Here is a 20,408-nt window from a genome sequence, read left to right as displayed (position 1 = left end):
CTGGCGCTATTCCGACCCGGATGCAGCGGCGGCACGCCCGACAGCCCCGCGCCACTGGAGGACATCATGTCTCATGCAACGGTGCTGGACCCGGACGTGGCCCCGCTGGGCCGCGACCTCCCTCGGGGAGACCGCCTCACGGTGGTGACGTCCGACACGACGCCCGGCCTCGACTTCCCCATCCGCGCGCTCGACGGCTACCCGCTGGGCGGCAAGCTCTTCCCCCACGAGGGCGCCGAGGTCGGCGCCGTGGCCCTCATCACCAGCGCCACCGGGGCGCGCCAACGCTACTACGCCCGCTTCGCCGCCTTCCTCGCCCGGCGCGGCTTCCCCACCATCACCTACGACTACCGCGGTATCGGCGACTCCCGCCCCGAGAAGCTGGAGGGATTCCCCGCGCGCATGGAGGACTGGGGAAGCCAGGACCTCGCGGGCGCCATCGCCACGGTGCGCGAGCGCTTCCCGCGCCGCCGGCTGGTCCTCGTCGGCCACAGCGTGGGAGGCCAACTGCTGGGCCTCGCGCACAACGCGAACGAGGTGTCCGCGCTGCTCAACGTCGCCGCGGGCTCCGGCTACTACAAGCTCTTCCCCCAGCGGCTGCGCATGGCGCTCAACTGGCGCGTCATCGCCCCCACGCTGATTCGCGCCTTCGGCAAGCTCCCGGGCTGGGCCGGCACCGCGGAGGACCTGCCGGCGGGCGTCGCGGAGCAGTGGGCCCGCTGGTGCCTCTCCCCCGAGTACATGATGAGCGAGGGCGGCGAGGCGCGCCGCGAGGCCTACGCGTCGCTGTACCTGCCGCTGCGCGCCTACAGCTTCTCGGACGACCCCATCGCCTCCGAGGCCGCCGTGTCGCACCTGCTGGACTTCTACGCGGACGCACTCGTCGAGCACTGCCACGTCACGCCCCGGCAGGTGGGAGGCCAGCCCATCGGGCACTTCGGCTTCTTCCGGGAGACCTTCCGCCAGACGCTGTGGGAGGACGCCGTCGAGTGGCTCGCACACCAGGCCCTCACGAGCCGGCCGGTGAAGGCGGCTTGAAGTAGAACGCCAGGTCCATGGACCTGGAGCTCAGAGGAAAAGTGGCCCTCGTCACCGGCAGCAGCCGGGGCATCGGCCGGGCCACCGCGGCGGCGCTCGCCCGCGAGGGCGTGAAGGTATGTCTCTCCGCCCGGGGCGTCGAAGCCCTGGAGACCACCGCCACGGAGCTGCGCGCCGCCGGCGCGGTGGTCTCCACCGTCGTCACGGACGTGTCCACCCAGCCCGGCGCGGTGGCGGCGGTGGACGCGGCGCTCCGCGCCTTCGGCACGCTGGACATCCTCGTCAACAACGTGGGCGGCAGCGGCGGCGCGGGCGCCTTCGACGTCGCCACCGGCGAGCAGTGGACCTCCGTCCTGGACCGCAACCTCCTGTCCGCCGTCTGGTGCAGCCAGCGCGCGGTGGAGCACATGCGCCAGCACGGCGGCGGCACCATCATCCACATCAACTCCATCTTCGGCCGCGAGTACGCCACCAGCGCGCCCTACACCGCCGCCAAGGCGGGCCTCACCGCCCTCACCAAGGAGATGGCGGTGGACCTCGCCCGGCACCACATCCGCGTCAACGGCGTGGCCCCCGGCTCCATCCTCTTCCCCGGGGGGAGCTGGGACAAACGCCAGAAGGCGGACCCGGAGAAGGTGGCGAAGGTGCTGCGGGACGAGCTGCCCTGGGGCCGCTTCGGCACGCCCGAGGAGGTGGCGGACGTGGTGGCCTTCCTCTGCTCGGCCCGCGCCCGGTGGGTGACGGGGGCCACCCTCCCCGTGGATGGTGGACAGGGCCGCGCCTTCTGAGCGCGGCGGCGGGCACGCCCCGTGCTATGAGGCCGGCCGCCACACCGCTTGGGATTGGGATTGAGCGATTGCTGAAGCTCTACAAGAAGGAAGGCGGAAGCCTTCGCTACTGGGAAGCCTGGGTCCACGAACGCGTGCTCACCCTGCATTGGGGCACCGTGGGCGAGGTCGGCGAGCAGAAGGAGCTGCCGATTCCTCCCGAGGAGGAGGACCCGGAGCTCGCCCTCGCCGAGGCCGCCGGCCCCCTGGTGGACGACGGCTACGACGAACCCGACCCCGACGCCATGGACACCCTCATCGTCCAGTACGACGTGGAGGGCCCGGGCTCCGGCCATGACCTGGAGAAGCGCGTCGCGGTGGAGGAGCTGCTCACCGACGCGCTGGGCTGGACGGGCAACGGCGAGGTGGAGGGCGGCGAGCAGGGCGACGGCCACCTGCGCGTCCACTGCCGGGTGATGGACGCGGACGCCGCCGTGCGCGCCGTGGAGCTGGCGCTCGACTCCGAGGACCTCATCGACGGCGCCACCGTGTGGGTGGCGCGCGGCGACGAGGCCCCCCGGCGCGTCTGGTCCGCCCCCAAGCCCCAGGGCTGACCCGCGCCGCCCGCGCGGGCTACGGCACCAGCGTCGCGAGCGGCGAGCTCACCCCGCCGACGAAGCGGCGGCTGTCGTTCGGCTGGTCCGGACGACGGCCCCGGTCCAGCTCGTCGCGGTCGTACATGCCGTCCTCGTCCTGGTCCACGCCGATGCGCCACTCGCTGCCGGAGGGCACGACGGTGAAGGTCAGCTCGCTGCCCGCCGCCGCGCTCGCCAGCAGCAGGAAGGCGTTCACCCGCTCCGAGGCGCGGTCCGACTGGAACTGGCCGTTGCCCAGGTACGTGTAGCCCCGCGCGAGCCCCAGCCGGCGGCCCTTCACCACCAGGCCCACCTTGCCGCTGTCCGCCAGCGACATGAAGCGCAGCGCGCGCGCCAGCTCCGCCGGCGTCACGTCCGAGAGCGTCACCTGCTGCCCCACCGCCGCGTGCGAGTCCTTGCTGTCCGGACCGGGCGGCAGGTACATGTCCGTGAGCGAGCCCCTGGGCAGGTCGCCGCCGGAGAAGGACAGCAGCAGCGCGACGATGTCCGCGACCTGCTGGTCGCTCTCCGGGTTGAAGGGCGGCTCCGCGACGAACCGCGCGATGGAGTCCACGCTGCCGTCGTGCAGGAAGCTGAAGCCGGACAGGCTCTCCTTCTGGCTCAGCTCCATGCCCACCTTCTCGTAGAGGTTGCGCAGCTGCGGCACCTTGAGGGAGACGTTGGTGCTGCCGTCGGTGGACGCCAGCGCGTGGCGGGACTCCCCCATGGGCCCCTTGGGGAGGGCCAGCCACTGGGAGCCATCCCACGTCATGTCCACCGCCAGGCCCGTGGGGAAGGTGTGGCAGGTGTTGCAGGCGAACAGGCCCATGGCCAGCAGGTTCGGCGGGCGGAACAGCGCCATGCCGCGCTGGGCGTTGCCGTTGGGCAGCGGCTGGCCGGCGGGCCCGAAGCGGCCCGTGGTGTAGTGGCCGGGCAGCGGCAGGTCGCGCGGCAGCGCGTTGTCCAGGTCGCGGAAGGGGTTGGGCGGGAAGGAGAGCGTGGCGAGGAAGGAGCGCAGCTCCCCCATCTCCTTCGGCGTCAGCTGCGTGTCGTCACCCTGCAACCCCACGAAGGCCGGGTTGAACTCCTCGAGGCTCGCGCGGTCTCCCCGCCAGTGCAGCGGCTCCTTGCCGATGATGTCCTGGAGCGTCTGCGTCGTCATGGGGCCCTTCATCGGGTGGAACGGCTCGAACGGCGGCATCAGCAGGCCCATGCCCAGGTTCTGCCCCTCCAGCGACTTCATCTCGCCCGAGGGGTCGCCCAAATCCCACGCCAGCCGGTCCATGCGCGCGTCGATGTGGCAGGACGCGCAGGCCAGGTGGCCCAGGCCGGACGTCTTGCGCGTGTCGTACAGGTGCTTGCGGCCCGCCTTGATGGCGGTGGGGGACGGGTCGAAGAAGGCCACCCGCGACAGCTCGCGCAGCCGGTCCGCGCTCACCACGGAGATGCTCGCCGCGAAGCGGTTGAGGACGTAGAGCCGGTCGCGGCCCGCGTCGTAGACGATGCCCGTGGGGCCCTCGCCCACGTCCACCTGCCCCAGCCGCGCGCCGGTGGGCCCCACCGCCACCACGTTGTTGGAGCCCATGCCCGTCACGAAGGCGCGCGTGCCCCGCGCGTTCCAGGTGACCCCGCGCGGGTCCCCCACCGACAGGTCGCGCACCGCCTGCGGCACCGTGGGCGTGGAGTAGTCCAGGTGCGGATTGAGGTCGTAGATGGAGCGCGAGGACGGCCGGCGCGGATCCACCGACGCCATCAGCACGCGCAGGAAGCGGCCGTTGACGTTGGGCTCGAAGCGCACCTCGTTGTGCGCGTCCGTGCCCACCACCGTGACGGAGCCGGACGGGTGCACCGCCACCGCCATGTTCGCGTTCATCAGCCGTGACGCGTAGGTGACGTCCAGCGACGCCGTGTCGATGATGGCCAGGTCGCGGTCCGGCAGGTCCCAGCCCCGGAGGCGGCCGGAGGCGGAGGCGTTCACGCCGCTCACCAGGTCCGTCCAGTCGCCGCGGTTGTCGTCCATCCACCGGCCCCGGTCGTCCTTGCGCACGATGAGCCCCACGGCCGGCGGCGGCGGGTTCTCCGGGTTGAGCGCCGGGAAGAAGGAGGTGCCCGCGTTGGGCGGAGGGTTCACGCCGCGGTAGGGACCGCGCGGGTCGCCCACCACGTTGGGCGGGTACGCGTCCGGAATCGTCAGGCCACCGCCGAGCAGCGTGGAGCCGTTGCCGGACTCGAAGATGGCCGCGTAGACGAAGCGCCCGTCGGCGCTCACCGCCAGCGCGCGCGGGTCCTCGCCCTTGAGGGTGATGCGCCGGGGCGCGGCGTCCGGCCGGCGCGGGTCCACCACCAGCACGCGGTTGACCTGCGAGCAGGTGATGAAGGCGCGCTCGGGGCGCCCCGCGAAGACGACGTCCGCGGGCTCGTCATCCGTATAGACGGTGGCCGTCACCACGCCGCGGCGCAGGTCCACGATGCTGACGCTGTCCGAGATGTGATTCACCACCCACGCCTCGGAGTTGCTCCGCGCGCGCACCGACACCGGGTCCAGGCCCACCGGGATGGAGGCCACCAGCTCCGGCCCGTTGCGCGTCGCCACGTCGAACACCAGGAGCCGGTTGTCCGCCGTGTTCACTGCCAGCAACAGGTTGCCGTCCGGCGTCAGGTCCAACGGGTGGACCTGGGGGTCCTCCCAGTTCACGAAGGTTTCACCCGCGTGAGACATTTTCGGAATCACAACCGAGAGGAAGCACAGCAGCACGACGGCGCGTCGGACGACACCCATATCGGCGACCTCCACGTCAGGAAGAAGCGGTGCTTCTCACTGTCTTGCATTTATCAACGGGCTGGTTGCAACTCCTTGCGTGTGAAAAGCGCATTTCCCACATCCGCCCTCACGAGCGATTGCAGTCACAAAAACAAAGATTTGAGTGGCCTGGAAAACGACCCGGAGCGTCACGCGCCGCCACAAAGACAGGCACGCGAATCCTTCAGTTCGGGTCAATCCAGACAGAACCGTCACAGCCCAAAATGCGCGCCCCACTCAAGAAAGCACCCGCAGTGCGTTCTAGGGGATGCAACCGGGAGGGATTTTTCTGTCTCAGCTCCGGGTGCTGGCGGTGGCGTCCTCCTCCGGCCGCGGGCGGAACACGCGGAAGAGGAGCGCGATGGAGGGCACCACCACGGCGGCGCCCACCACCAGTGCGGCCAATAACAGACGCTGTGTCGATGGACTCGCGGCGGCTGCCTTCAGCGTGATGTCTGGCACCACGAGATAGGGATACTGGGCGGCCGCCCAGCCCAACACGATGAGTCCCACCTGCACGGCGGCGGCGACGCGGGCCCAGGCGTAGCGGCGGGTCCAGAGCAACACGAAGGCCGTCACCGCGGCCAGCGCCGTGCCCAGGTGCAGGGCCACCGCGAAGGGCGAGGCGAGCAGGCCATGCCAGACGCGGGGCGCCCCGGTGCGCGCCAGCAGCAGCACCCCGAGGGCCGCGGCGAAGACGAGCGCGCCCGAGCCCAGGGCGCGGCGGCGGAAGTCCTCCTTCAGCTCCGGCGAGGGCGCCTCGTGGGTCAGGTACACCGCCGCGAGGAAGGCGAACAGGGTCAGCGCGAACACCCCCACGGCCCACGCGAAGGGCGACAGCCAGGGGGCGAAGAAGCCGCTGACGACGACGCGGCCCTCCACGCGGATGTCGCCGCTGACCACCGCGCCCACGCACATGCCCAGGAGCAGCGGCGCCACCACGCTCGCGCCACTGAAGACGAGGCCCCACTGGCGCTGCACCGCGTCGCCGCGCGTGTCGTAGGCGCGGAAGGTGAAGGCCGCGCCCCGGCAGACGATGCCCACCAGCAGCAGCGTCAACGGGACGTGCAGCGCCACGCTCAGCGCGGCGAAGGCGCGCGGGAAGCCGGCGAACATCAGCACCACGCCGACGATGAGCCAGATGTGGTTCACCTCCCAGACGGGCCCCATGGCCCGGGCGATGAGCGCGCGCTGCCGGGCCTTGCGCGGCCCCCGGGCCAGGAGGTCCCACACGCCGCCGCCGAAGTCCGCGCCCCCGAAGAGGGCGTAGAGGACGAAGGTCCCCGCCAGCACGAACCCGAGCACGCCTTCAGTGGACATGGGCCTCGTCCTCTCCGAACGCGGGGTGGCCCGCCGCGCGGGGGCCGTCCCCCGGCAGCGTGTCGCGCACCTGGTGCAGGAGCAGGAAGAGCACCACCGCGCCCAGGAACAGGTACAGCAGGGTGAAGGTCCAGAAGGGCGCCGCCAGGTGGGGCACCGGCGTCACCGCCTCCGCCGTGCGCATGGCGCCGTGGACGATCCACGGCTGCCGGCCCCACTCCGTCACCAGCCACCCCGCCTCCAGCGCCACCAGCCCCAGCGGCCCCGCCACGAGCCACGCCCTCATCATCCGACGCCCCGACGGCCATTCCCCACGCCGCCACCGCTGGACGAGCGTCACCAGGGACAGGAGCGCCATGAGGCTCCCGGTCCCCACCATGACCTGGAAGGCGACGTGCACCTTGGCGACGGGCGGCCAGGTGTCGCGGGGGAACGCCTCGAGCCCCTTCACCTCCGCATGCGGGTCGCCGAAGGCGAGGATGGACAGGCCGTGGGGGATGTCGAGCGCGCCCGACACCGTCCCCGTCTCCACGTCCGGCAGCCCGCCAATGCGCAGCGGCGCGCCGCGCTCCGTCTCGAACTGGCCCTCCATCGCCGCCAGCTTCACCGGCTGGGCCTTCGCCACGTGCTTGGCGGAGAAGTCCCCCACCAGCGGCTGGAGCAGCGCGGTGAGACACGCCACGGGCAGCGCCACCGACAAGGCCTTGCGGTGGAACGCGGAGCCCGGGTGGCGCAGCAGCACGAAGGCGTGGATGCCCGCCATGGCGAAGGCGCTCGCCTGATAACAGGAGAGCAGCACGTGCGCCGTCTGGTATTGCCAGCCCGGGCTGAACATGGCCACCAGCGGCTGCACGTCCGTGGGGCCGTTCGGCGTGGGCACGAAGCCGGACGGCTGGTTCATGAAGACGTTGACCAGCGTGACGAAGAACGCGCTGGCCGCGCCGCTCACCGCCACCATGACACCGGAGAACAGGTGCATGCCCGGCGACACCCGCTCGCGCCCGTACAGGTAGATGCCCAGGAAGATGGCCTCGGTGAAGAAGGCCACGCCCTCCAGGCTGAAGGGCAGCCCTATCACCTCGCCGTATTGCCCCATGAAGTCCGGCCACAAGAGGCCCAGCTCGAACGACAGCACCGTGCCGCTCACCGCGCCCACCGCGAAGAGGATGGCCGTGCCCTTCGCCAGCTTCTGGCCCAGCTTCCGGTAGTCCGCGTCCCCCGTCCGCCGCGCCTTCAGGTCGCTGAGCACCATGAGGACCGGCAGCGCCACGCCCGCCGCCGCGAACACGATGTGGAACGCGAGCGACAACCCCATCTGGGCGCGAGCAAAGAGCAGGTCCGTCATGCACATCAGAATGAATAATGCGGCATTCTTCCGCAATTATTCATTCTACTGACCCAGCGAAGCCTCGCTCGGCCCCCGTCGACCGGGGACGAGGGTCTGCACGGAGTTCTTCGCCACGGCGGTGGCGAGGGTGGTGGCGAAGATGAGGACGAGCTTGCGCCCCAGCTCGGCGCCCATGGGGCGCTGCTCCGCGGTGGAGGCGAGCCGGTCCGGGTGCGCCCACGCGCGCTGGAGCGCCTTGCGGCGCTTGCGGCGCAGGGCCTGCTCGCGGTGACGGGAGCGGTAGAGGGCCAGGGCCACGCCCGTGCCCACCAGCACCATGGCCACGGCGCCCGCGGCCACGAGCGCGCCGCTGTGCTGACGGGCCTGGTAGCGCACGTCGAGCATGCGCCCGCGCCGGCGGTCCAGCTCCTCGAGCGTCAGCAGCAGTCCGTCGCGGATGCGGTCCGCGGTCTGCTCCACCTGCTTCCGGTCATCCATGCCCCGGGTGACGCGGTGGTCGCCGTGGCGCTCGGAAGCCACCAGCTCGCTGCCCTCCTGCCCGTTGCCCTTCATTGCAGCGTCTCCCGCGTGAGCTGGTAGTCGAGCTTGAGGCGCTCCTGGGTGTGGGCCAGGGGCTTCTTCGGCAGGCGCTTGATGCCGGAGAAGACGAGCAGCCCCGCGACGACGAGCACCGCCACGCCCACGAGCAGCACGCCCAGGGCGGCGCCCAGCGGCAGGGCCAGGCCCAGCGCGACGAAGAGGACGGCCAGGGCGTCGAGCGCGAGCACGGCGCCGGCGCCGAGCAGGATGCCGGCGGTGCGGGCCGCCTTCACCTCGTCGCGCAGCTCCTTCTTGGCGTGCAGCACCTCGGCCCGCACGAGCAGGCGCGTCTCAGACAGGGCATGGCGGAGCAGCTCCGACGTGGAGAGCGTCTCCAGTTGGCTGCGCTCCAGGCGTTCCGATTCGAGGTCCACGACTCGCGCCTCCCAGGGCTCGGGGAGCGGGGCTCCCGGGCGCACGCTCGTCCGGCGGGCCTGCGACCGCTCCGACTCCCTGGACCACAATGTGCGCAGGGCGGACGGGCAAGAGAAGCCCGGCCGGAAGTGGGTGCCCGGCCGGCTGCTCGCCGGGAGGTGTCGGGTCAGCGGCGGCGCTGGTGGGCCAGCGCGGTGGCCAGCGTCTCGCGCACCTGGCTGGCGCGGAAGAGGCGGTCCGCGGTGTCCACCAGGTTGTCCACGTACAGCACCTGCTTGCGCAGCCGCGCGGGCAGCGCGCGCGTGCCCAGGTGGGCGCCCACCAGCGCGCCCGTGAGGGCGGCGGCCACGTCCGCCTCGCCCCCGCAGCGCAGCACGAGCGCCACCGCCTCGCGGAAGTCGTGCGGCACCTTGAGCGCGGCGTAGAGGGACGTGAGCAGCACGGGCACCACGTGCGCGGGCAGGCCATCCACGCCCTTGAGCTCGCTGGGGAGCACGCCCACGCGGCGAAGCTGGGTCAGCGCGCGCGTGGTGTCCCACGTCAGCAGGCGCGGCAGGTGGCGGAGCTCCTCCGCCAGGCCCTTGTCGTGCACGGCCGCGGCGAGCGACAGCTCGTCGCAGAAGGCCGCGGGCGTCAGCGGCTCCTCCTCCATGCCCAGCGCGGCGGCCTGCGCGAAGGCGGCGGCGGCGGCGGCGCAGACGGGGTCCTTGTGGGTGATGACGGTGAGCACGCCCGCGTCGTGTGGCAGGCGCGCGCGGTTGCCGCTCTCGAACAGGCCCACCACCAGCGCGCGGCTGAGCACCGACGGGCACAGCGTGCCCAGGGACGCGCCCGCGCTCATCCACGGCGCGCCGCCGGCCAGCCGCTGGAGCGACTCGGCGAGGCTGCGCGGGGGCTGGAGGATGATGCCCTCCTGCCACAGCCACGCCAGGTGCGCCGCCGCGCTGCGTCCTTCCACGCGGCCCTCGCGGATGACGCTCTCCGCCGCGGCGAGCAGGAGCTGCGTGTCGTCGCTGAACTGGCCCTTGGCGAACTTGCCGCGCGGGCGCGGCGCGAAGTCCTCGGCCAGACCCGGGAGCCGCGCGAGACTCGCCGGCGGGACGCCGCGCAGCGGGAAGCCGAGCGCGTCTCCGATGGCGAGCCCCACGAACGCCGCATGGAACCTGTCCTGGCGCTCGGCGGAAGTCAGCGGCATGGGTTCGCGGAGATTAACCGAGGCTCAGGGCTGGACGGACAGGGAGAAGCGCGTGATTCGCGTGAAACACGCACGGACCGGGACGAAATGGGCAGCCGGGGGGCTTGACTCGCGCGACACGAGCCCACCCGCGTTTCGCGAGCGGACCGTTCCCGCTGCATACACCAGGACGCACGCCGTCTTCACCGTCCACCCTCCTTGCCTCGTGCGGAAGCCCTCGCCGCGAAGGCGGGGCGGGCTGACTATCGCAACCAGCACGCGCCCGGCAAGCGCCAGCGCCGGCGATCATTCGCGCACCTGCACGCGTGTCCAACTCCGGAAGCTTGCGCGCGCCGACTCACACGGAGCGCATGGCGCACGAGGAACGCACAGGTGGCAGCGACACGCGGGAGTCGGCACACGCGCCGTCACGCGTCAGGTGTCGTCGCGTCCCAGGTTGACGACGGCCTGGAGCCGCGCCACCACCGCCTGGGCGCCCTGGTGCAGGCGGGCGCCGTCCCACAGCGCGGGCGTGGTGTGGCCGCCGAGCCGCCGCCAGTCCCGCTCGGCCTCCTCGAACGCGACGTTGCGGAACACGACGCGGTCCTCCAGCGCGTGGTCGACGACGTACAGGCGCGCCTGGGCGGAGGGCCGGTCGGCGATGCGGTGGAAGAGCTGGAGCGGGACGGGGGCCGTCACGAGGCCACCGGGAGGAAGAGGTCCGCCAGGTCCTTGCGCGAGCGGCCCACGAGGTCCGCGAGCGTGTAGCGGTCCAGCACGGCGAGGAAGGCCTCGCGCGCCTCGCGCAGCACGCCCTTGAGGCCACACGCCGGCGAGATGGGGCAGGTGTTGCGCTCGCGGTCGAAGCACTCCACCAGGTCGAAGTCCGGCTCGGCCGCGCGCAGCACGCGGCCCACGGCGATGTCCGCGGGCGCGCGCGCCAGCGTCACGCCGCCCGCGCGGCCGGGCTTCACCTCCACGAAGCCCTCGCCCGCCAGCGTCTGCACCACGCGCACCAGGTGGTGCTTGGAGATGCCGTAGGCGTCCGCCAGCTCCTGCGTGGAGGCCAGCCGGTCCGGGCGGGCGGCGAGGTAGAGCAGGACGCGCAGCGAGTAGTCGGCGTGGAGGGTGAGGTGCACGGTCAGCGGGCTCCAGCGGCCTCCGCCCGGGGAGCGCTCGGCAGGAAGACGTCCGCGTGGAGGTCCTTCAGCGAGAGCCCCGCGAGGAAGAGCTTCTTGCGCAGGGATAACACCAATCCCGAATCGCCGCAGAGCCACGCCCGGTAGCCCGCCACCCGGGGACACTCCGCGCGGAGGAGCACGGCGAGCGCGCCCTCGGCCACGTCCCGGGAGCCGCCCGTCAGCACGCACGGACGGTAGTGGAATGCGGGGTGGCGCCCGGCCAGCGCCCGCAGCGCGTCCCCCAGGTACAGCCCCTCCGGTGTCCGCGCGCCGTGGAAGAGCCACACCGGCCCGGTGTGCCCCGCCTCCAGCGCGTCGCGGGCGATGCCGTACAGCGGCGCGAGCCCCGTGCCCGTGCCCGCGAGGAGCAGCGGCTGCTCGGGGCGGCCCGTCACGTAGAAGCAGTTGCCCGCGGGGCCCTGGACGTGGAGCACGTCCCCCACGCGGGCCTCGCGCGAGAGCCAGCCGCTCATCACCCCGCCGGGCACCAGGCGCACGTGGAGCTCCAGCACGCCCTCGCGGGGCAGGCTCGCCAGCGAGTAGCTGCGCGCCAGCCCGTCCCCGCGCACCAGCGACACGTACTGCCCCGCGCGGTAGTCCAGCGGTGTGTCCGTGGCGAGCCGCACGCACAGGACCGAGGGCGACAGCGGCTCCAGCGAGACGACGCGGGCCCGCAGGCGCAGGCCCTCCGCGCCCGCGACCTCCAGCTCGCTCCCCGGCGCGGGCCTGCAGGCGCAGGCGAGGAAGTAGCCCTGCGCCCGCAGCGTGTCCTTGAGGCCCGCGCGCGCGGCCTCCGGCACGTCACCGGACACCGCGCGCATCAGGCACGACTGGCACGCCCCGGCGCGGCACGCGTGCGGCACGACCACGCCCTGCCGCAGGAGCCCGTCCAGCACGCTCTCCTCGGGCTCCAGCGGATACCACCTCGACTCGTGCCTCACCCTGGCCATGGCGTGCCTCCCGAGACGATGGGTCCTCAGCGGTTCAGCACGTCCGCGCGGGCGCTCTCCGCGATGGACAACACGCGCGCCACCAGCGCCGCGGGCACGCCCAGCTCCTCCAGCGTCGCCTTCAGGTGCCCGGCGACGGCGTCGAAGTGCGTGTCGTTCAGGCCCTGGCGGACCAGGTGCGCATGGCCCGCCCGCATGTCCCTGCCCGAGTAGTTCGCGGGGCCGCCCGTCACCATGGTGAGGAACGCCTTCTGCCTGGCGGCCTGGCGCTCCATGTCCACGTCCTCGAAGAAGTGGCTGATGCGCCCGTCCTCCAGGACCCTCCGGTAGAAGACCTCCACCGCCGCCGCCATCGCCGGCTCGCCGCCAATCTGCTCGTAAACGCTCTTCTCCACCGCTGACGTGCTCATCGCGTCCGCTCCTCCCGGCCAGGGCCGGGGATAAAGATGCATTTCAAATGCATCTTTTAGAGACTAGCGTCAAACGCGTCGGACAAGGCGGCGGAATCCCCCGGAGGAGGCGCGCTGGGCGCGTCCGGCAAGACGTGCGTCCGCGTCACGTCTCCGCGCGAAAGTTGCGCCCCAGGCTGGGGCCGGTGCCGGCGTAGTGGCGGAACACGTAGAGCAGCGGTCGCCAGCGCCGTGCGTCCACGTGGTGGGTGCCGGGCACGGTGACGTCGTCGTGCGCGTGGACGCGGGTGACGCGCAGCTCGGCGATGGCGAACGGGGGCGCGGAGCCGCCCGGGATGGGGGTGCCCTCGTGCACGCCCATCAAGACGCCCTCCAGTTGCAATGGACACTCGAGGACGCGAGGCGGCGCGACGGTGTCCGAGCGTCCTGGCGTGAGGCCCGCGCGCTCGAACTTGCGAGGCTCGTGGACGTAGCCCATGGCGCGCTTCGACTCGGGCACCGGGAAGCGGCCGGTGGTGGGCGCCAGTCGCTCCACCTGGGGCCACAGCTCCGCGGAGGGCAGGTTCACCACGGCCTCGCGCGTGCGCGCCAGGTTGGCGAACCCCTGCCCCATCCGCCCCAGGCCGAGGACGACGCGGTCATCCAGCGCCCACGCGGAGGACAGCGGCGACAGGTTGGGGGTGCCGTCCTCGTTCAACGTGCTCAGCAGCACCACGGGGGTGCCGAAGTAGAGGATGCGGGGGGCAATCACGCGGTGGCTCGGCGGCTGGCTCATGGGCCACTTCCCTACGCGGGTGGCGCCTGGGATGTTTCGGCCCGCGCCGAAACATGCCCGCGCGAGGCGACGCACGCTGCCCACCATGCCCCATCCCATCGACCTGGCCCACATCGCCTCGCTCATCGGAGACCCCACGCGCGCGGGCATGCTGGCGCGCCTGCTGGAGGGCCCCGCGCGCACGGCGGGCGAGCTGGCGCGCGAGGCCGGCATCTCCCCGCAGACGGCGAGCGGACACCTGGCGCGGTTGCTCGACGGCGGGCTCCTGCGCGTGGAGGTCCAGGGCCGGCACCGCTACTACCGGCTGGCCCACGCGGACGTGGCGCGGGCGCTCGAGGCGCTGAACGTGCTGGTGCCCCAGCGCGCCTCCCCGGTGCGCGTGCCGGAGCCGCTGCGCTTCGCGCGCACGTGCTACGACCACCTCGCGGGCACGCTGGGCGTGGCGCTGGCAGAGGGGCTGGAGCGGCGCGGCTACCTGGAGGCGGAGGAGGACGGCTACGCGCTCACGCCGGAGGGCACGCGCTTCGTGGCGAGGCTGGGCGTGGACACGCAAAGCCTGGCGAAGGGCCGGCGGACGCTCGCGCGACGCTGTCTGGATTGGAGCGAGCGGCGCGCCCACGTCGGCGGCGCGCTGGGGGCCGCGCTGACGGAGCGGTTGTTCACGCTGCGCTGGATCGCGCGCCGGCCCGAGGGCCGCGGAGTGCGGCTCACCGTCGAGGGCCGGCGGGGCTTCGACCGGGAGCTGGGGCTGACCTGGCCCTGAGGGCCAGGCGCCACCTCAGCCGCGGGCGCCGACGTTCGCGGCGCCGATACGGGCCGCCTCGCGGCGCACCGTGGCCTGCTCGAGGTCGTAGCGGGCGTCCTCGGTGGACAGGCCGCGCAGGCGCTCCTGCGCGTCCGCCATGCGCTTGCGCGCGCCCTCCACGTCGATGCCGGAGACGTGCTCGGCGGCGTCCGCCAGCACGAGCACCTTGTCGTTGGCCACCTCGACGAAGCCGCCGGCGACGAAGTAGGCGTCCTTCTGGCCCGCCTCCACCAGCGTCAGCGCGCCGGGCTCCATGAGCGACAGGAACGGGGTGTGCCCCGGGCGCACGCCGAACAGGCCCTTGCCTCCGGGAACAATCGCCTCGTCGGCCTGCACCGACAGGATGCGCTTCTCGGGGGTGACAATCTCCACAGTCAGCTTGGCCATGAGGCTCCTCGCACCACTCTCGCTACCGAATCAGAACATGAGCCGGCGGGTCTCTCCGCCCACCGGTTCGAACTCCACCACCCCGGCGTCCGTCAGCCGCGGCCCCTTCCCGGGGATGCCCAGCGTGCCCTCCAGCCACTTCAGGTGGTGGGTCATCTGGCGCACCTCGGTGAGGGACTTCGCGGCGACCACGTCGGTCAGCCGTCGCTCCAGGATGCGCTGGCCGTCGCGTCCGTACTGCGCCGCCACCAGCACGTCCTGGGCCCAGCCCGGAGGTCCCTTGGGCTTCTTCTTGCCCTTCTTCACCGGGACCTCCTTCACCTTGCCCTTCTCCACCAGGGGCCAGAGCACCCAGACCCGCTCGCCGTCGTTGGAGACGAAGTAGATGTCGTCCACCGTCCCCAGGCACTGCTCCAGGTGCCAGGCGGGTCCGCTCTCCTTCGACACCTCCAGGCGACACTGGCCCGGGCCCAGGTCGACCATGCGCACGCTGAACAGGCCGTTGGCGCTGACCCGGGCTCGCCCCTTGCGCTCCTCCGCGTGGGCGGGGAGCGACAGGAGCATCAGGAACAACGCGAGCGCCGCGCGACGCATGGTCACCTCGGTGGGAGGGGCTCCGACGAGACTACGACGCCGCCAGCTTGCGGGCGTTCTCGACCACCTCGTTGATGGCGCCCGCCATGTAGAACGCCGCCTCCGGGATGTCGTCGTGCTTGCCCTCGGAGATCTCCTTGAAGCCCTGGATGGTGTCCTGGAGCTTCACGTAGCGGCCTTCCTTGCCCGTGAACACCTGGGCGACGAAGAAGGGCTGCGACAGGAAGCGCTGGATCTTGCGGGCGCGGGCGACGACGAGCTTGTCGTCCTCGGAGAGCTCGTCCATGCCGAGGATGGCGATGATGTCCTGGAGCTCCTTGTAGCGCTGCAGGATGCCCTGGACCTTGCGGGCCACCGCGTAGTGCTCCTGGCCGATGACGCCCGGGTCCAGGATGCGGCTGGTGGAGTCGAGCGGGTCCACGGCGGGGAAGATGGCGAGCTCGGCGATGGAGCGGTTGAGCACCGTGGTCGCGTCCAGGTGGGCGAACGCGGTGGCGGGGGCCGGGTCCGTCAGGTCGTCGGCGGGGACGTAGATGGCCTGCACCGAGGTGATGGAGCCCTTGGTGGTGGAGGTGATGCGCTCCTGCAGACCGCCCATCTCCGTGGCGAGCGTGGGCTGGTAACCCACCGCGCTGGGGATGCGGCCCAGGAGGGCGGACACTTCCGAGCCGGCCTGGGTGAAGCGGAAGATGTTGTCCACGAAGAGGAGCACGTCACGGCCCTCCACGTCGCGGAAGTACTCCGCCATGGTCAGCGCGGAGAGGGCCACGCGGGCGCGGGCGCCGGGCGGCTCGTTCATCTGGCCGTACACGAGGACGGCCTGGCTGGCCTCCAGGTTGTCGGTCTTGATGACGCCCGTGTCCTGCATCTCGTGGTACAGGTCGTTGCCCTCGCGGGTGCGCTCGCCGACGCCGGCGAACACGGAGAAGCCGCCGCGCTCGATGGCCACGTTGCGGATGAGCTCCTGCAGGAGCACCGTCTTGCCCACGCCGGCGCCGCCGAACAGGCCGATCTTGCCGCCACGGGTGTAGGGGGCGAGCAGGTCGATGACCTTGATGCCGGTCTCGAACATCTGCACGCGCACGTCCTGCTCCGTGAAGGGCGGGGGCGGGCGGTGGATGGGCCACTGCTCCTGCGCCTTCACGGGGCCCATCTCGTCCACCGGCTCGCCGGTGACGTTCAGGATGCGGCCCAGGGTGGCCTTGCCCACGGGGACCTGGATGGGGGCGCCGGTGTTCTTCACCGCCATGCCGCGGGCGAGGCCCTCGGTGGAGTCCATGGCGATGGTGCGGACGGTGTTCTCACCCAGGTGCTGCGCGACCTCGAGCGTGAGGTTGTCCTGCTCCGGGCCGAGGTTGGTGTTGGTCACCTTGAGGGCGACGTACACCTCGGGGAGACCGCCCGGCGGGAACTCGACGTCGACCACGGGGCCGAGAACCTGGATGATTTTGCCTGCCGTAGGAACTTGAGCGCTCATGGGATGTCGTCTGCCTCGTGCGGGGGGCGACCGGCGCCGTGCCCGTCATCAAAAATCGGCCCGGGTATGAGGGCGGTGCCCCTTTACCGGGGGCCTTCCCTGGAATCAAGCCTCCCGGGGGCCTGACCCGTAAGTCCCGCTTAGCGGATCCACGCCCCCGGCGCCAAGCCCCCCCGGCTACTTGCCGTCCGGCTGGTAGACGAGGGGGAGCCCCCCCTGCCCGCCCCCCACGACCACCGTCTTGGCGTTGGAGCTGGTGGCGAGCTTCTCCGTCGCCTCGATGCCCTTGAAGCGCAGGTACTCCTCGGTGAGGCCCTGGCGGACGATGCCCTGGTACTTGGCGATGCCCTCGGCCTCGATCTGCTTGCGCTCGGCCTCCTGGCGCTCCTTCTCCAGGGTGAAGCGCATCTTCTGGCTGCGCTGCTCCTCCGCCAGCTTGTCGGAGATGGCCTCGCGGATGGCGGTGGGCAGGGACACGTCGCGCACGAGGATGGCCTCCACCACCACGTGCTTGTCGGTGAGGGCGCGGCCCACCTCGTCGAAGATCTCCTTTTCGATCTGCTCGCGCTTGGTGGAGTAGATCTCCTCCGGCGCGTACCGGCCGAACACCTTCCGGGCCTCCGAGCGGACGATGGGGGCGATGAGGATGTCGGCGTAGCGGGGGCCCGTCTGGGTGTGCAGCTCGAAGAGCCGCGTGGGGTCCACCCGGTAGCGCACGCTGGAGTCCACCTTCAGGTCCAGGCCGTTGTTGGAGAGCACGTTCAGCTCGTCCTTCATCTCCTGGACGCGCAGGTCGTACACGATGAGGGACTTGCCGGGGCGCAGGACGTGGAGCCCTTCGCCGTAGGGCTCGCGCAGCGTGCCGTTGCCGAACGAGTCGAAGCCGATGCCCCCGTGCCCGCTGGCCACCGTCTCACAGGCGCAGCCACTGATGCACATCAACCCCAGGACGAGCCACAGCCGCTGCTTCATGGTGCCTTCCTCTCGCATACCCCTGCTCGGGGAAGGCATTAAACGCGACGGGCCCGCTCCCGAAAACGGGGGCGGGCCCGGAGGGCGGAGCTCGACGACGGCGCTACTTGAGCGCCTCGGCGCCGGAGACGATCTCCATGAGCTCCTTGGTGATGACCGCCTGACGGGTGCGGTTGTAGGTGAGCGTCAGGCTGGCAATCATGTCCGAGGCATTGGAGGTGGCGTTCTCCATGGCGCTCATGCGGGCGCCGTGCTCGCTGGCCACACTCTCCAGGAGGGCGCGGTAGAGCTTGATGTTGACGGCCTGGGGCACCAGGCGGTCCAGCACGGCCTGGCGGTCCGGCTCGTACTTGAAGTCCACCAACGCGGTGTTGGCGGAGGCCGGCGCGTCCGAGCCGAGCGTCTGCAGCGGGAGCAGCTGCATGACGACGACCTTCTGGGAGATGGCGCTGACGAACTCGTTGTAGACGACGTGGACCGCGTCCACCTCGCCGTTGAGGAAGCTGGCGACCAGCTCCTCGGCCACGTCCGCGGCGGCGCGGTAGTTCAGGCGCTGGTACAGGCCGCCGAAGTCCTTGCGCACGGCCTGGCCGCGGTTGCGGAAGAAGTCGTTGCCCTTGCGGCCCACCGTGGAGAGCTGGATGGCCTCCAGGTTCGTGTTCTCGTACAGGAACCGGTTGGCGCGGCGGGTGATGTTGGAGTTGAAGCCGCCGGCGAGGCCGCGGTCGGACGTCAGCGTCACCAGCTCCACGCGCTTGACGGGGCGGGCCGCCAGCAGCGGGTGGCTGAGGTTGTCGTCACCGGAGCGCGCCGACAGGTCCGAGATGATCTGGTCCAGCATCGTCGCGTAGGGGCGGGCCGCGAGGATGGCGTCCTGCGCCTTGCGGAGCTTCGCGGCCGAGACCATCTTCATGGCCTTGGTGATCTGCCGCGTGTTCTTCACCGAGCGGATGCGCTTGCGGATATCGCGAAGGGACGCCATGGGACGGGGGACTCCTGTGAGACGAGCTGGCCGGGTGCGCCCAGGTGGGAGCGAGGCAGGCTGACGGCGGGGCCCCCTATATAAGCGGGCCGGGGGCCGGTCAACGGGGGCCTGACGGGGCTTTCCGGACACGGGGGCCGGCTCCCCTCCGGCCTGGGCGGCCAGGCGGACGGGAGCGGGCGGGTTCCGGGGTCGGCCGTCCGCCTTACCTTCCAGGGCATGGCCCCTTCCCCCGACAGACCGCTGCTCGTGGTCGAGGACGACGAGGACATCCGCGAGGCCCTCCAGGGCTACCTGGAGCTCCAGGGGTACGCGGTCCAGGTCGCGAGGGACGGCCGCGAGGCGCTGGAGCGCCTGGAGGCCCTTCCCCGGCCGGCGCTCATCCTGCTGGACATGGCCCTGCCGGTCATGGACGGGCACCGCGTGTTGATGGCGCGGGGCCGCAGCGAGGTCCTGGCCCAGGTGCCGGTCGTCATCCTGTCGGCGGGCATGACGGACATGCACCCACGCGACCGGGCGGTGTACGCGGCCAGCCAGGGGGTGGCGGCGCTCCTGCCGAAGCCGGTGGACCCCCGGCAGTTGCTGGAGACCGTCCAGAGGCTGCTCGCGGGGACGGCCGCCGCCCGGGCGGACGCCCATCCCTGACGCGGTGGTCCAATCGGTCCTTTGCGAGGGCCTCCGTGCGGAACACAATGGCCCCTCGACCGGTGTTCTCGGGGTCCATGAAGCCAGGCGGAGCGAGGGGTATCTGGGTACGCAGGGTCCTGGTGGCCCTGCTCGCGGGCCTGGCGGGCCTGCTCCTCCTCTCGTACCTCGTGCGGGTGAGCTACGAGGAGCGCATCGTGCCCCCGGCCGACGCCCCCGAGGCCCCCATCGCGCTCGTCTTCGGCGCGGGGCTGGCGCCCGGCGCGGTGCCCTCCCCGGTGCTGGCCCAGCGACTGGACATGGCGATGGCCCTGTGGCGCACGGGCAAGGTCCAGGCGGTCCTGGTGAGCGGGGACGAGGTGAAGCCCTTCCACCACGAGACGCGGGCCATGCGGCGCTACCTGCTGGAGCGGGGGCTCCCGGAGGCCGCGGTGCTGGGGGACGAGGCGGGCCTGTCCACCTATGACAGTTGCCTGCGCGCGCACAGCGTCTTCGGCGCGCGGAAGGCCTTGCTCGTCACCCAGCGCTTCCACCTGCCACGGGCGCTGTTCATCGCCAACTCGGTGGGAATCGACGCGTGGGGCGTGGCGGCGGACGAGGGCCGTCCGACTCCCTGGCGGTACACGGTGCGCGAGACGCTGTCCCGCGTGCTGGCGCTGGGGATGGTCGTGCTCGAAGTGGAGCCCGTCTACCCGACGGGCCGCGCGCGGACACCGAAGACCTGAGGCCTGAACGTCTCTGTCTCCCGGCAGGCGGGCGGGCGGCGCGAATTGCGGCGGCCCGGGCTGGTTCTCATTGTTGAGCCAAGGCAGCCCACCCTTTCGCGAGGAGACACCATGCGCTTCAAGAAACTCGGCACGGAGGACGTGGGCGAGTCCAGTTCGCTCCGACACGTGAACCAGGACACGGGGGAGGAGGAGATCAACATCTCCGACCAGGACCTCGCGGCCTCGCCCCCACTGGAGGAGGAGCCGGACTTCCGGGACATCCTCCCGGACCAGATCCACGAGTTCCGCCGGGGCGACGAAGAGGCGGAGGAGACGGAGGTCACGGCCCAGCCGGAAGAGCGGCTCCGCCCCGCTCGCCGGGACCAGCCCCCCGAGGGGTAGGACCCGTCCTTGCCAGTCATCCCGTGACGGCTGTCACGGGGTGGCGGTACGGATGATGGGCCCGAGGGGCCGCGACCGTGGGAGA

The 20,408-nt window shown here is 71.8% G+C and carries 23 protein-coding genes; 7 read left to right on the top strand and 16 right to left on the bottom strand.

Annotated features, from left to right (window positions below; genetic code table 11):
- The first annotated feature begins 66 nt into the window (after positions 1–66).
- The 3 genes from LZ198_RS12430 to LZ198_RS12420 all read left to right on the top strand — a co-directional run bounded on the left by LZ198_RS12430 (position 67) and on the right by LZ198_RS12420 (position 2,419).
- Positions 67–1,038, top strand: coding sequence for an alpha/beta hydrolase family protein (locus LZ198_RS12430; RefSeq protein ID WP_253972143.1), 972 nt, complete (start codon positions 67–69; stop codon positions 1,036–1,038).
- Between the two features lie 17 nt (positions 1,039–1,055).
- Positions 1,056–1,826 (top strand): SDR family NAD(P)-dependent oxidoreductase, encoded by a 771-nt coding sequence (locus LZ198_RS12425; RefSeq protein ID WP_253972142.1) that lies wholly within the window; start codon positions 1,056–1,058, stop codon positions 1,824–1,826.
- Positions 1,827–1,894: 68 nt separating this feature from the next.
- On the top strand, positions 1,895–2,419 hold the full coding sequence (locus LZ198_RS12420; RefSeq protein ID WP_253972141.1) for a hypothetical protein: 525 nt from the start codon (positions 1,895–1,897) through the stop codon (positions 2,417–2,419).
- Between the two features lie 19 nt (positions 2,420–2,438).
- Here LZ198_RS12420 and LZ198_RS12415 read toward each other — a convergent pair whose 3' ends face one another.
- The 11 genes from LZ198_RS12415 to LZ198_RS12365 form a co-directional block, all read right to left on the bottom strand.
- Positions 2,439–5,135, bottom strand: coding sequence for a YncE family protein (locus LZ198_RS12415; RefSeq protein ID WP_253972140.1), 2,697 nt, complete (start codon positions 5,133–5,135; stop codon positions 2,439–2,441).
- A 399-nt stretch (positions 5,136–5,534) separates the two neighbouring features.
- The gene (locus LZ198_RS12410; protein WP_253972139.1) at positions 5,535–6,560 is read right to left on the bottom strand and encodes a cytochrome d ubiquinol oxidase subunit II; all 1,026 of its coding nucleotides are present in this window, start codon (positions 6,558–6,560) and stop codon (positions 5,535–5,537) included.
- A complete protein-coding gene (locus LZ198_RS12405; RefSeq protein ID WP_323382451.1) occupies positions 6,550–7,905 on the bottom strand; it encodes a cytochrome ubiquinol oxidase subunit I in 1,356 nt (451 codons plus the stop codon). Before LZ198_RS12405 ends, LZ198_RS12410 begins: the two co-directional genes overlap by 11 nt.
- Positions 7,906–7,950: 45 nt before the next feature.
- The gene (locus LZ198_RS12400) at positions 7,951–8,460 is read right to left on the bottom strand and encodes a hypothetical protein (protein WP_253972137.1); all 510 of its coding nucleotides are present in this window, start codon (positions 8,458–8,460) and stop codon (positions 7,951–7,953) included.
- Entirely contained in the window at positions 8,457–8,861 is a 405-nt protein-coding gene (locus tag LZ198_RS12395; RefSeq protein WP_253972136.1) for a phage holin family protein, read from the bottom strand. The genes LZ198_RS12400 and LZ198_RS12395 overlap by 4 nt, the downstream gene beginning before the upstream one ends.
- Before the next feature lie 167 nt (positions 8,862–9,028).
- On the bottom strand, positions 9,029–10,057 hold the full coding sequence (locus LZ198_RS12390) for an ADP-ribosylglycohydrolase family protein (RefSeq protein WP_253972135.1): 1,029 nt from the start codon (positions 10,055–10,057) through the stop codon (positions 9,029–9,031).
- 414 nt (positions 10,058–10,471) lie between these two features.
- The gene (locus LZ198_RS12385; protein ID WP_253972134.1) at positions 10,472–10,735 is read right to left on the bottom strand and encodes a hypothetical protein; all 264 of its coding nucleotides are present in this window, start codon (positions 10,733–10,735) and stop codon (positions 10,472–10,474) included.
- Positions 10,732–11,175: an RrF2 family transcriptional regulator gene (locus LZ198_RS12380; RefSeq protein ID WP_253972133.1), complete on the bottom strand. Its 444-nt coding sequence runs from the start codon at positions 11,173–11,175 to the stop codon at positions 10,732–10,734. The genes LZ198_RS12385 and LZ198_RS12380 overlap by 4 nt, the downstream gene beginning before the upstream one ends.
- Positions 11,176–11,177: 2 nt before the next feature.
- Entirely contained in the window at positions 11,178–12,167 is a 990-nt protein-coding gene (locus LZ198_RS12375; protein WP_253972132.1) for an FAD-binding oxidoreductase, read from the bottom strand.
- 26 nt (positions 12,168–12,193) lie between these two features.
- Complete coding sequence (locus LZ198_RS12370) at positions 12,194–12,577, bottom strand: group I truncated hemoglobin (RefSeq protein ID WP_253972131.1); 384 nt, start codon at positions 12,575–12,577, stop codon at positions 12,194–12,196.
- A gap of 145 nt (positions 12,578–12,722) precedes the next feature.
- Complete coding sequence (locus LZ198_RS12365) at positions 12,723–13,352, bottom strand: flavin reductase family protein (RefSeq protein WP_253972130.1); 630 nt, start codon at positions 13,350–13,352, stop codon at positions 12,723–12,725.
- A gap of 85 nt (positions 13,353–13,437) precedes the next feature.
- On the opposite strand from LZ198_RS12365, the gene LZ198_RS12360 reads away from it, so the two are divergent.
- Positions 13,438–14,115, top strand: coding sequence for an ArsR/SmtB family transcription factor (locus LZ198_RS12360; RefSeq protein WP_253972129.1), 678 nt, complete (start codon positions 13,438–13,440; stop codon positions 14,113–14,115).
- A 15-nt stretch (positions 14,116–14,130) separates the two neighbouring features.
- On the opposite strand, the gene LZ198_RS12355 is transcribed toward LZ198_RS12360, so the two are convergent.
- The 5 genes from LZ198_RS12355 to atpG form a co-directional block, all read right to left on the bottom strand.
- Positions 14,131–14,544, bottom strand: a complete 414-nt coding sequence (locus LZ198_RS12355; RefSeq protein WP_253972128.1) for a F0F1 ATP synthase subunit epsilon — start codon at positions 14,542–14,544, stop codon at positions 14,131–14,133.
- Between the two features lie 30 nt (positions 14,545–14,574).
- Positions 14,575–15,138, bottom strand: coding sequence for a hypothetical protein (locus tag LZ198_RS12350; protein ID WP_253972127.1), 564 nt, complete (start codon positions 15,136–15,138; stop codon positions 14,575–14,577).
- 31 nt (positions 15,139–15,169) lie between these two features.
- Positions 15,170–16,615, bottom strand: coding sequence for a F0F1 ATP synthase subunit beta (gene atpD / locus LZ198_RS12345; RefSeq protein ID WP_253972126.1), 1,446 nt, complete (start codon positions 16,613–16,615; stop codon positions 15,170–15,172).
- Between the two features lie 177 nt (positions 16,616–16,792).
- On the bottom strand, positions 16,793–17,587 hold the full coding sequence (locus LZ198_RS12340; RefSeq protein WP_253972125.1) for a prohibitin family protein: 795 nt from the start codon (positions 17,585–17,587) through the stop codon (positions 16,793–16,795).
- Between the two features lie 103 nt (positions 17,588–17,690).
- Positions 17,691–18,569: an ATP synthase F1 subunit gamma gene (gene atpG / locus LZ198_RS12335; protein WP_253972124.1), complete on the bottom strand. Its 879-nt coding sequence runs from the start codon at positions 18,567–18,569 to the stop codon at positions 17,691–17,693.
- A gap of 219 nt (positions 18,570–18,788) precedes the next feature.
- Between atpG and LZ198_RS12330 the strand changes: the two genes are divergently transcribed.
- The 3 genes from LZ198_RS12330 to LZ198_RS12320 all read left to right on the top strand — a co-directional run bounded on the left by LZ198_RS12330 (position 18,789) and on the right by LZ198_RS12320 (position 20,323).
- Entirely contained in the window at positions 18,789–19,214 is a 426-nt protein-coding gene (locus LZ198_RS12330; protein ID WP_253972123.1) for a response regulator, read from the top strand.
- A 77-nt stretch (positions 19,215–19,291) separates the two neighbouring features.
- Positions 19,292–19,939 (top strand): SanA/YdcF family protein, encoded by a 648-nt coding sequence (locus LZ198_RS12325; protein ID WP_253972122.1) that lies wholly within the window; start codon positions 19,292–19,294, stop codon positions 19,937–19,939.
- A 111-nt stretch (positions 19,940–20,050) separates the two neighbouring features.
- A complete protein-coding gene (locus LZ198_RS12320) occupies positions 20,051–20,323 on the top strand; it encodes a hypothetical protein (protein WP_253972121.1) in 273 nt (90 codons plus the stop codon).
- Positions 20,324–20,408: the final 85 nt, after the last annotated feature.

Origin of the sequence: Myxococcus dinghuensis, from assembly GCF_024198235.1 — a bacterium.
GTDB classification, from domain to species: domain Bacteria; phylum Myxococcota; class Myxococcia; order Myxococcales; family Myxococcaceae; genus Myxococcus; species Myxococcus dinghuensis.
This window is presented reverse-complemented; position numbering and strand designations above follow the sequence as displayed.

Coding starts and splice junctions, on each gene's coding strand:
- LZ198_RS12330 (WP_253972123.1), top strand. CDS start 18,789: ATGGCCCCTTCCCCCGACAGACCGCTGCTCGTGGTCGAGGACGACGAG.
- LZ198_RS12350 (WP_253972127.1), bottom strand. CDS start 15,138: ATGCGTCGCGCGGCGCTCGCGTTGTTCCTGATGCTCCTGTCGCTCCCC.
- LZ198_RS12375 (WP_253972132.1), bottom strand. CDS start 12,167: ATGGCCAGGGTGAGGCACGAGTCGAGGTGGTATCCGCTGGAGCCCGAG.
- LZ198_RS12430 (WP_253972143.1), top strand. CDS start 67: ATGTCTCATGCAACGGTGCTGGACCCGGACGTGGCCCCGCTGGGCCGC.
- LZ198_RS12425 (WP_253972142.1), top strand. CDS start 1,056: ATGGACCTGGAGCTCAGAGGAAAAGTGGCCCTCGTCACCGGCAGCAGC.
- LZ198_RS12370 (WP_253972131.1), bottom strand. CDS start 12,577: ATGAGCACGTCAGCGGTGGAGAAGAGCGTTTACGAGCAGATTGGCGGC.
- LZ198_RS12410 (WP_253972139.1), bottom strand. CDS start 6,560: ATGTCCACTGAAGGCGTGCTCGGGTTCGTGCTGGCGGGGACCTTCGTC.
- LZ198_RS12320 (WP_253972121.1), top strand. CDS start 20,051: ATGCGCTTCAAGAAACTCGGCACGGAGGACGTGGGCGAGTCCAGTTCG.
- LZ198_RS12355 (WP_253972128.1), bottom strand. CDS start 14,544: ATGGCCAAGCTGACTGTGGAGATTGTCACCCCCGAGAAGCGCATCCTG.
- LZ198_RS12325 (WP_253972122.1), top strand. CDS start 19,292: ATGAAGCCAGGCGGAGCGAGGGGTATCTGGGTACGCAGGGTCCTGGTG.
- LZ198_RS12365 (WP_253972130.1), bottom strand. CDS start 13,352: ATGAGCCAGCCGCCGAGCCACCGCGTGATTGCCCCCCGCATCCTCTAC.
- LZ198_RS12390 (WP_253972135.1), bottom strand. CDS start 10,057: ATGCCGCTGACTTCCGCCGAGCGCCAGGACAGGTTCCATGCGGCGTTC.
- atpG (WP_253972124.1), bottom strand. CDS start 18,569: ATGGCGTCCCTTCGCGATATCCGCAAGCGCATCCGCTCGGTGAAGAAC.
- LZ198_RS12400 (WP_253972137.1), bottom strand. CDS start 8,460: ATGAAGGGCAACGGGCAGGAGGGCAGCGAGCTGGTGGCTTCCGAGCGC.
- LZ198_RS12340 (WP_253972125.1), bottom strand. CDS start 17,587: ATGAAGCAGCGGCTGTGGCTCGTCCTGGGGTTGATGTGCATCAGTGGC.
- LZ198_RS12405 (WP_323382451.1), bottom strand. CDS start 7,905: ATGACGGACCTGCTCTTTGCTCGCGCCCAGATGGGGTTGTCGCTCGCG.
- atpD (WP_253972126.1), bottom strand. CDS start 16,615: ATGAGCGCTCAAGTTCCTACGGCAGGCAAAATCATCCAGGTTCTCGGC.
- LZ198_RS12360 (WP_253972129.1), top strand. CDS start 13,438: ATGCCCCATCCCATCGACCTGGCCCACATCGCCTCGCTCATCGGAGAC.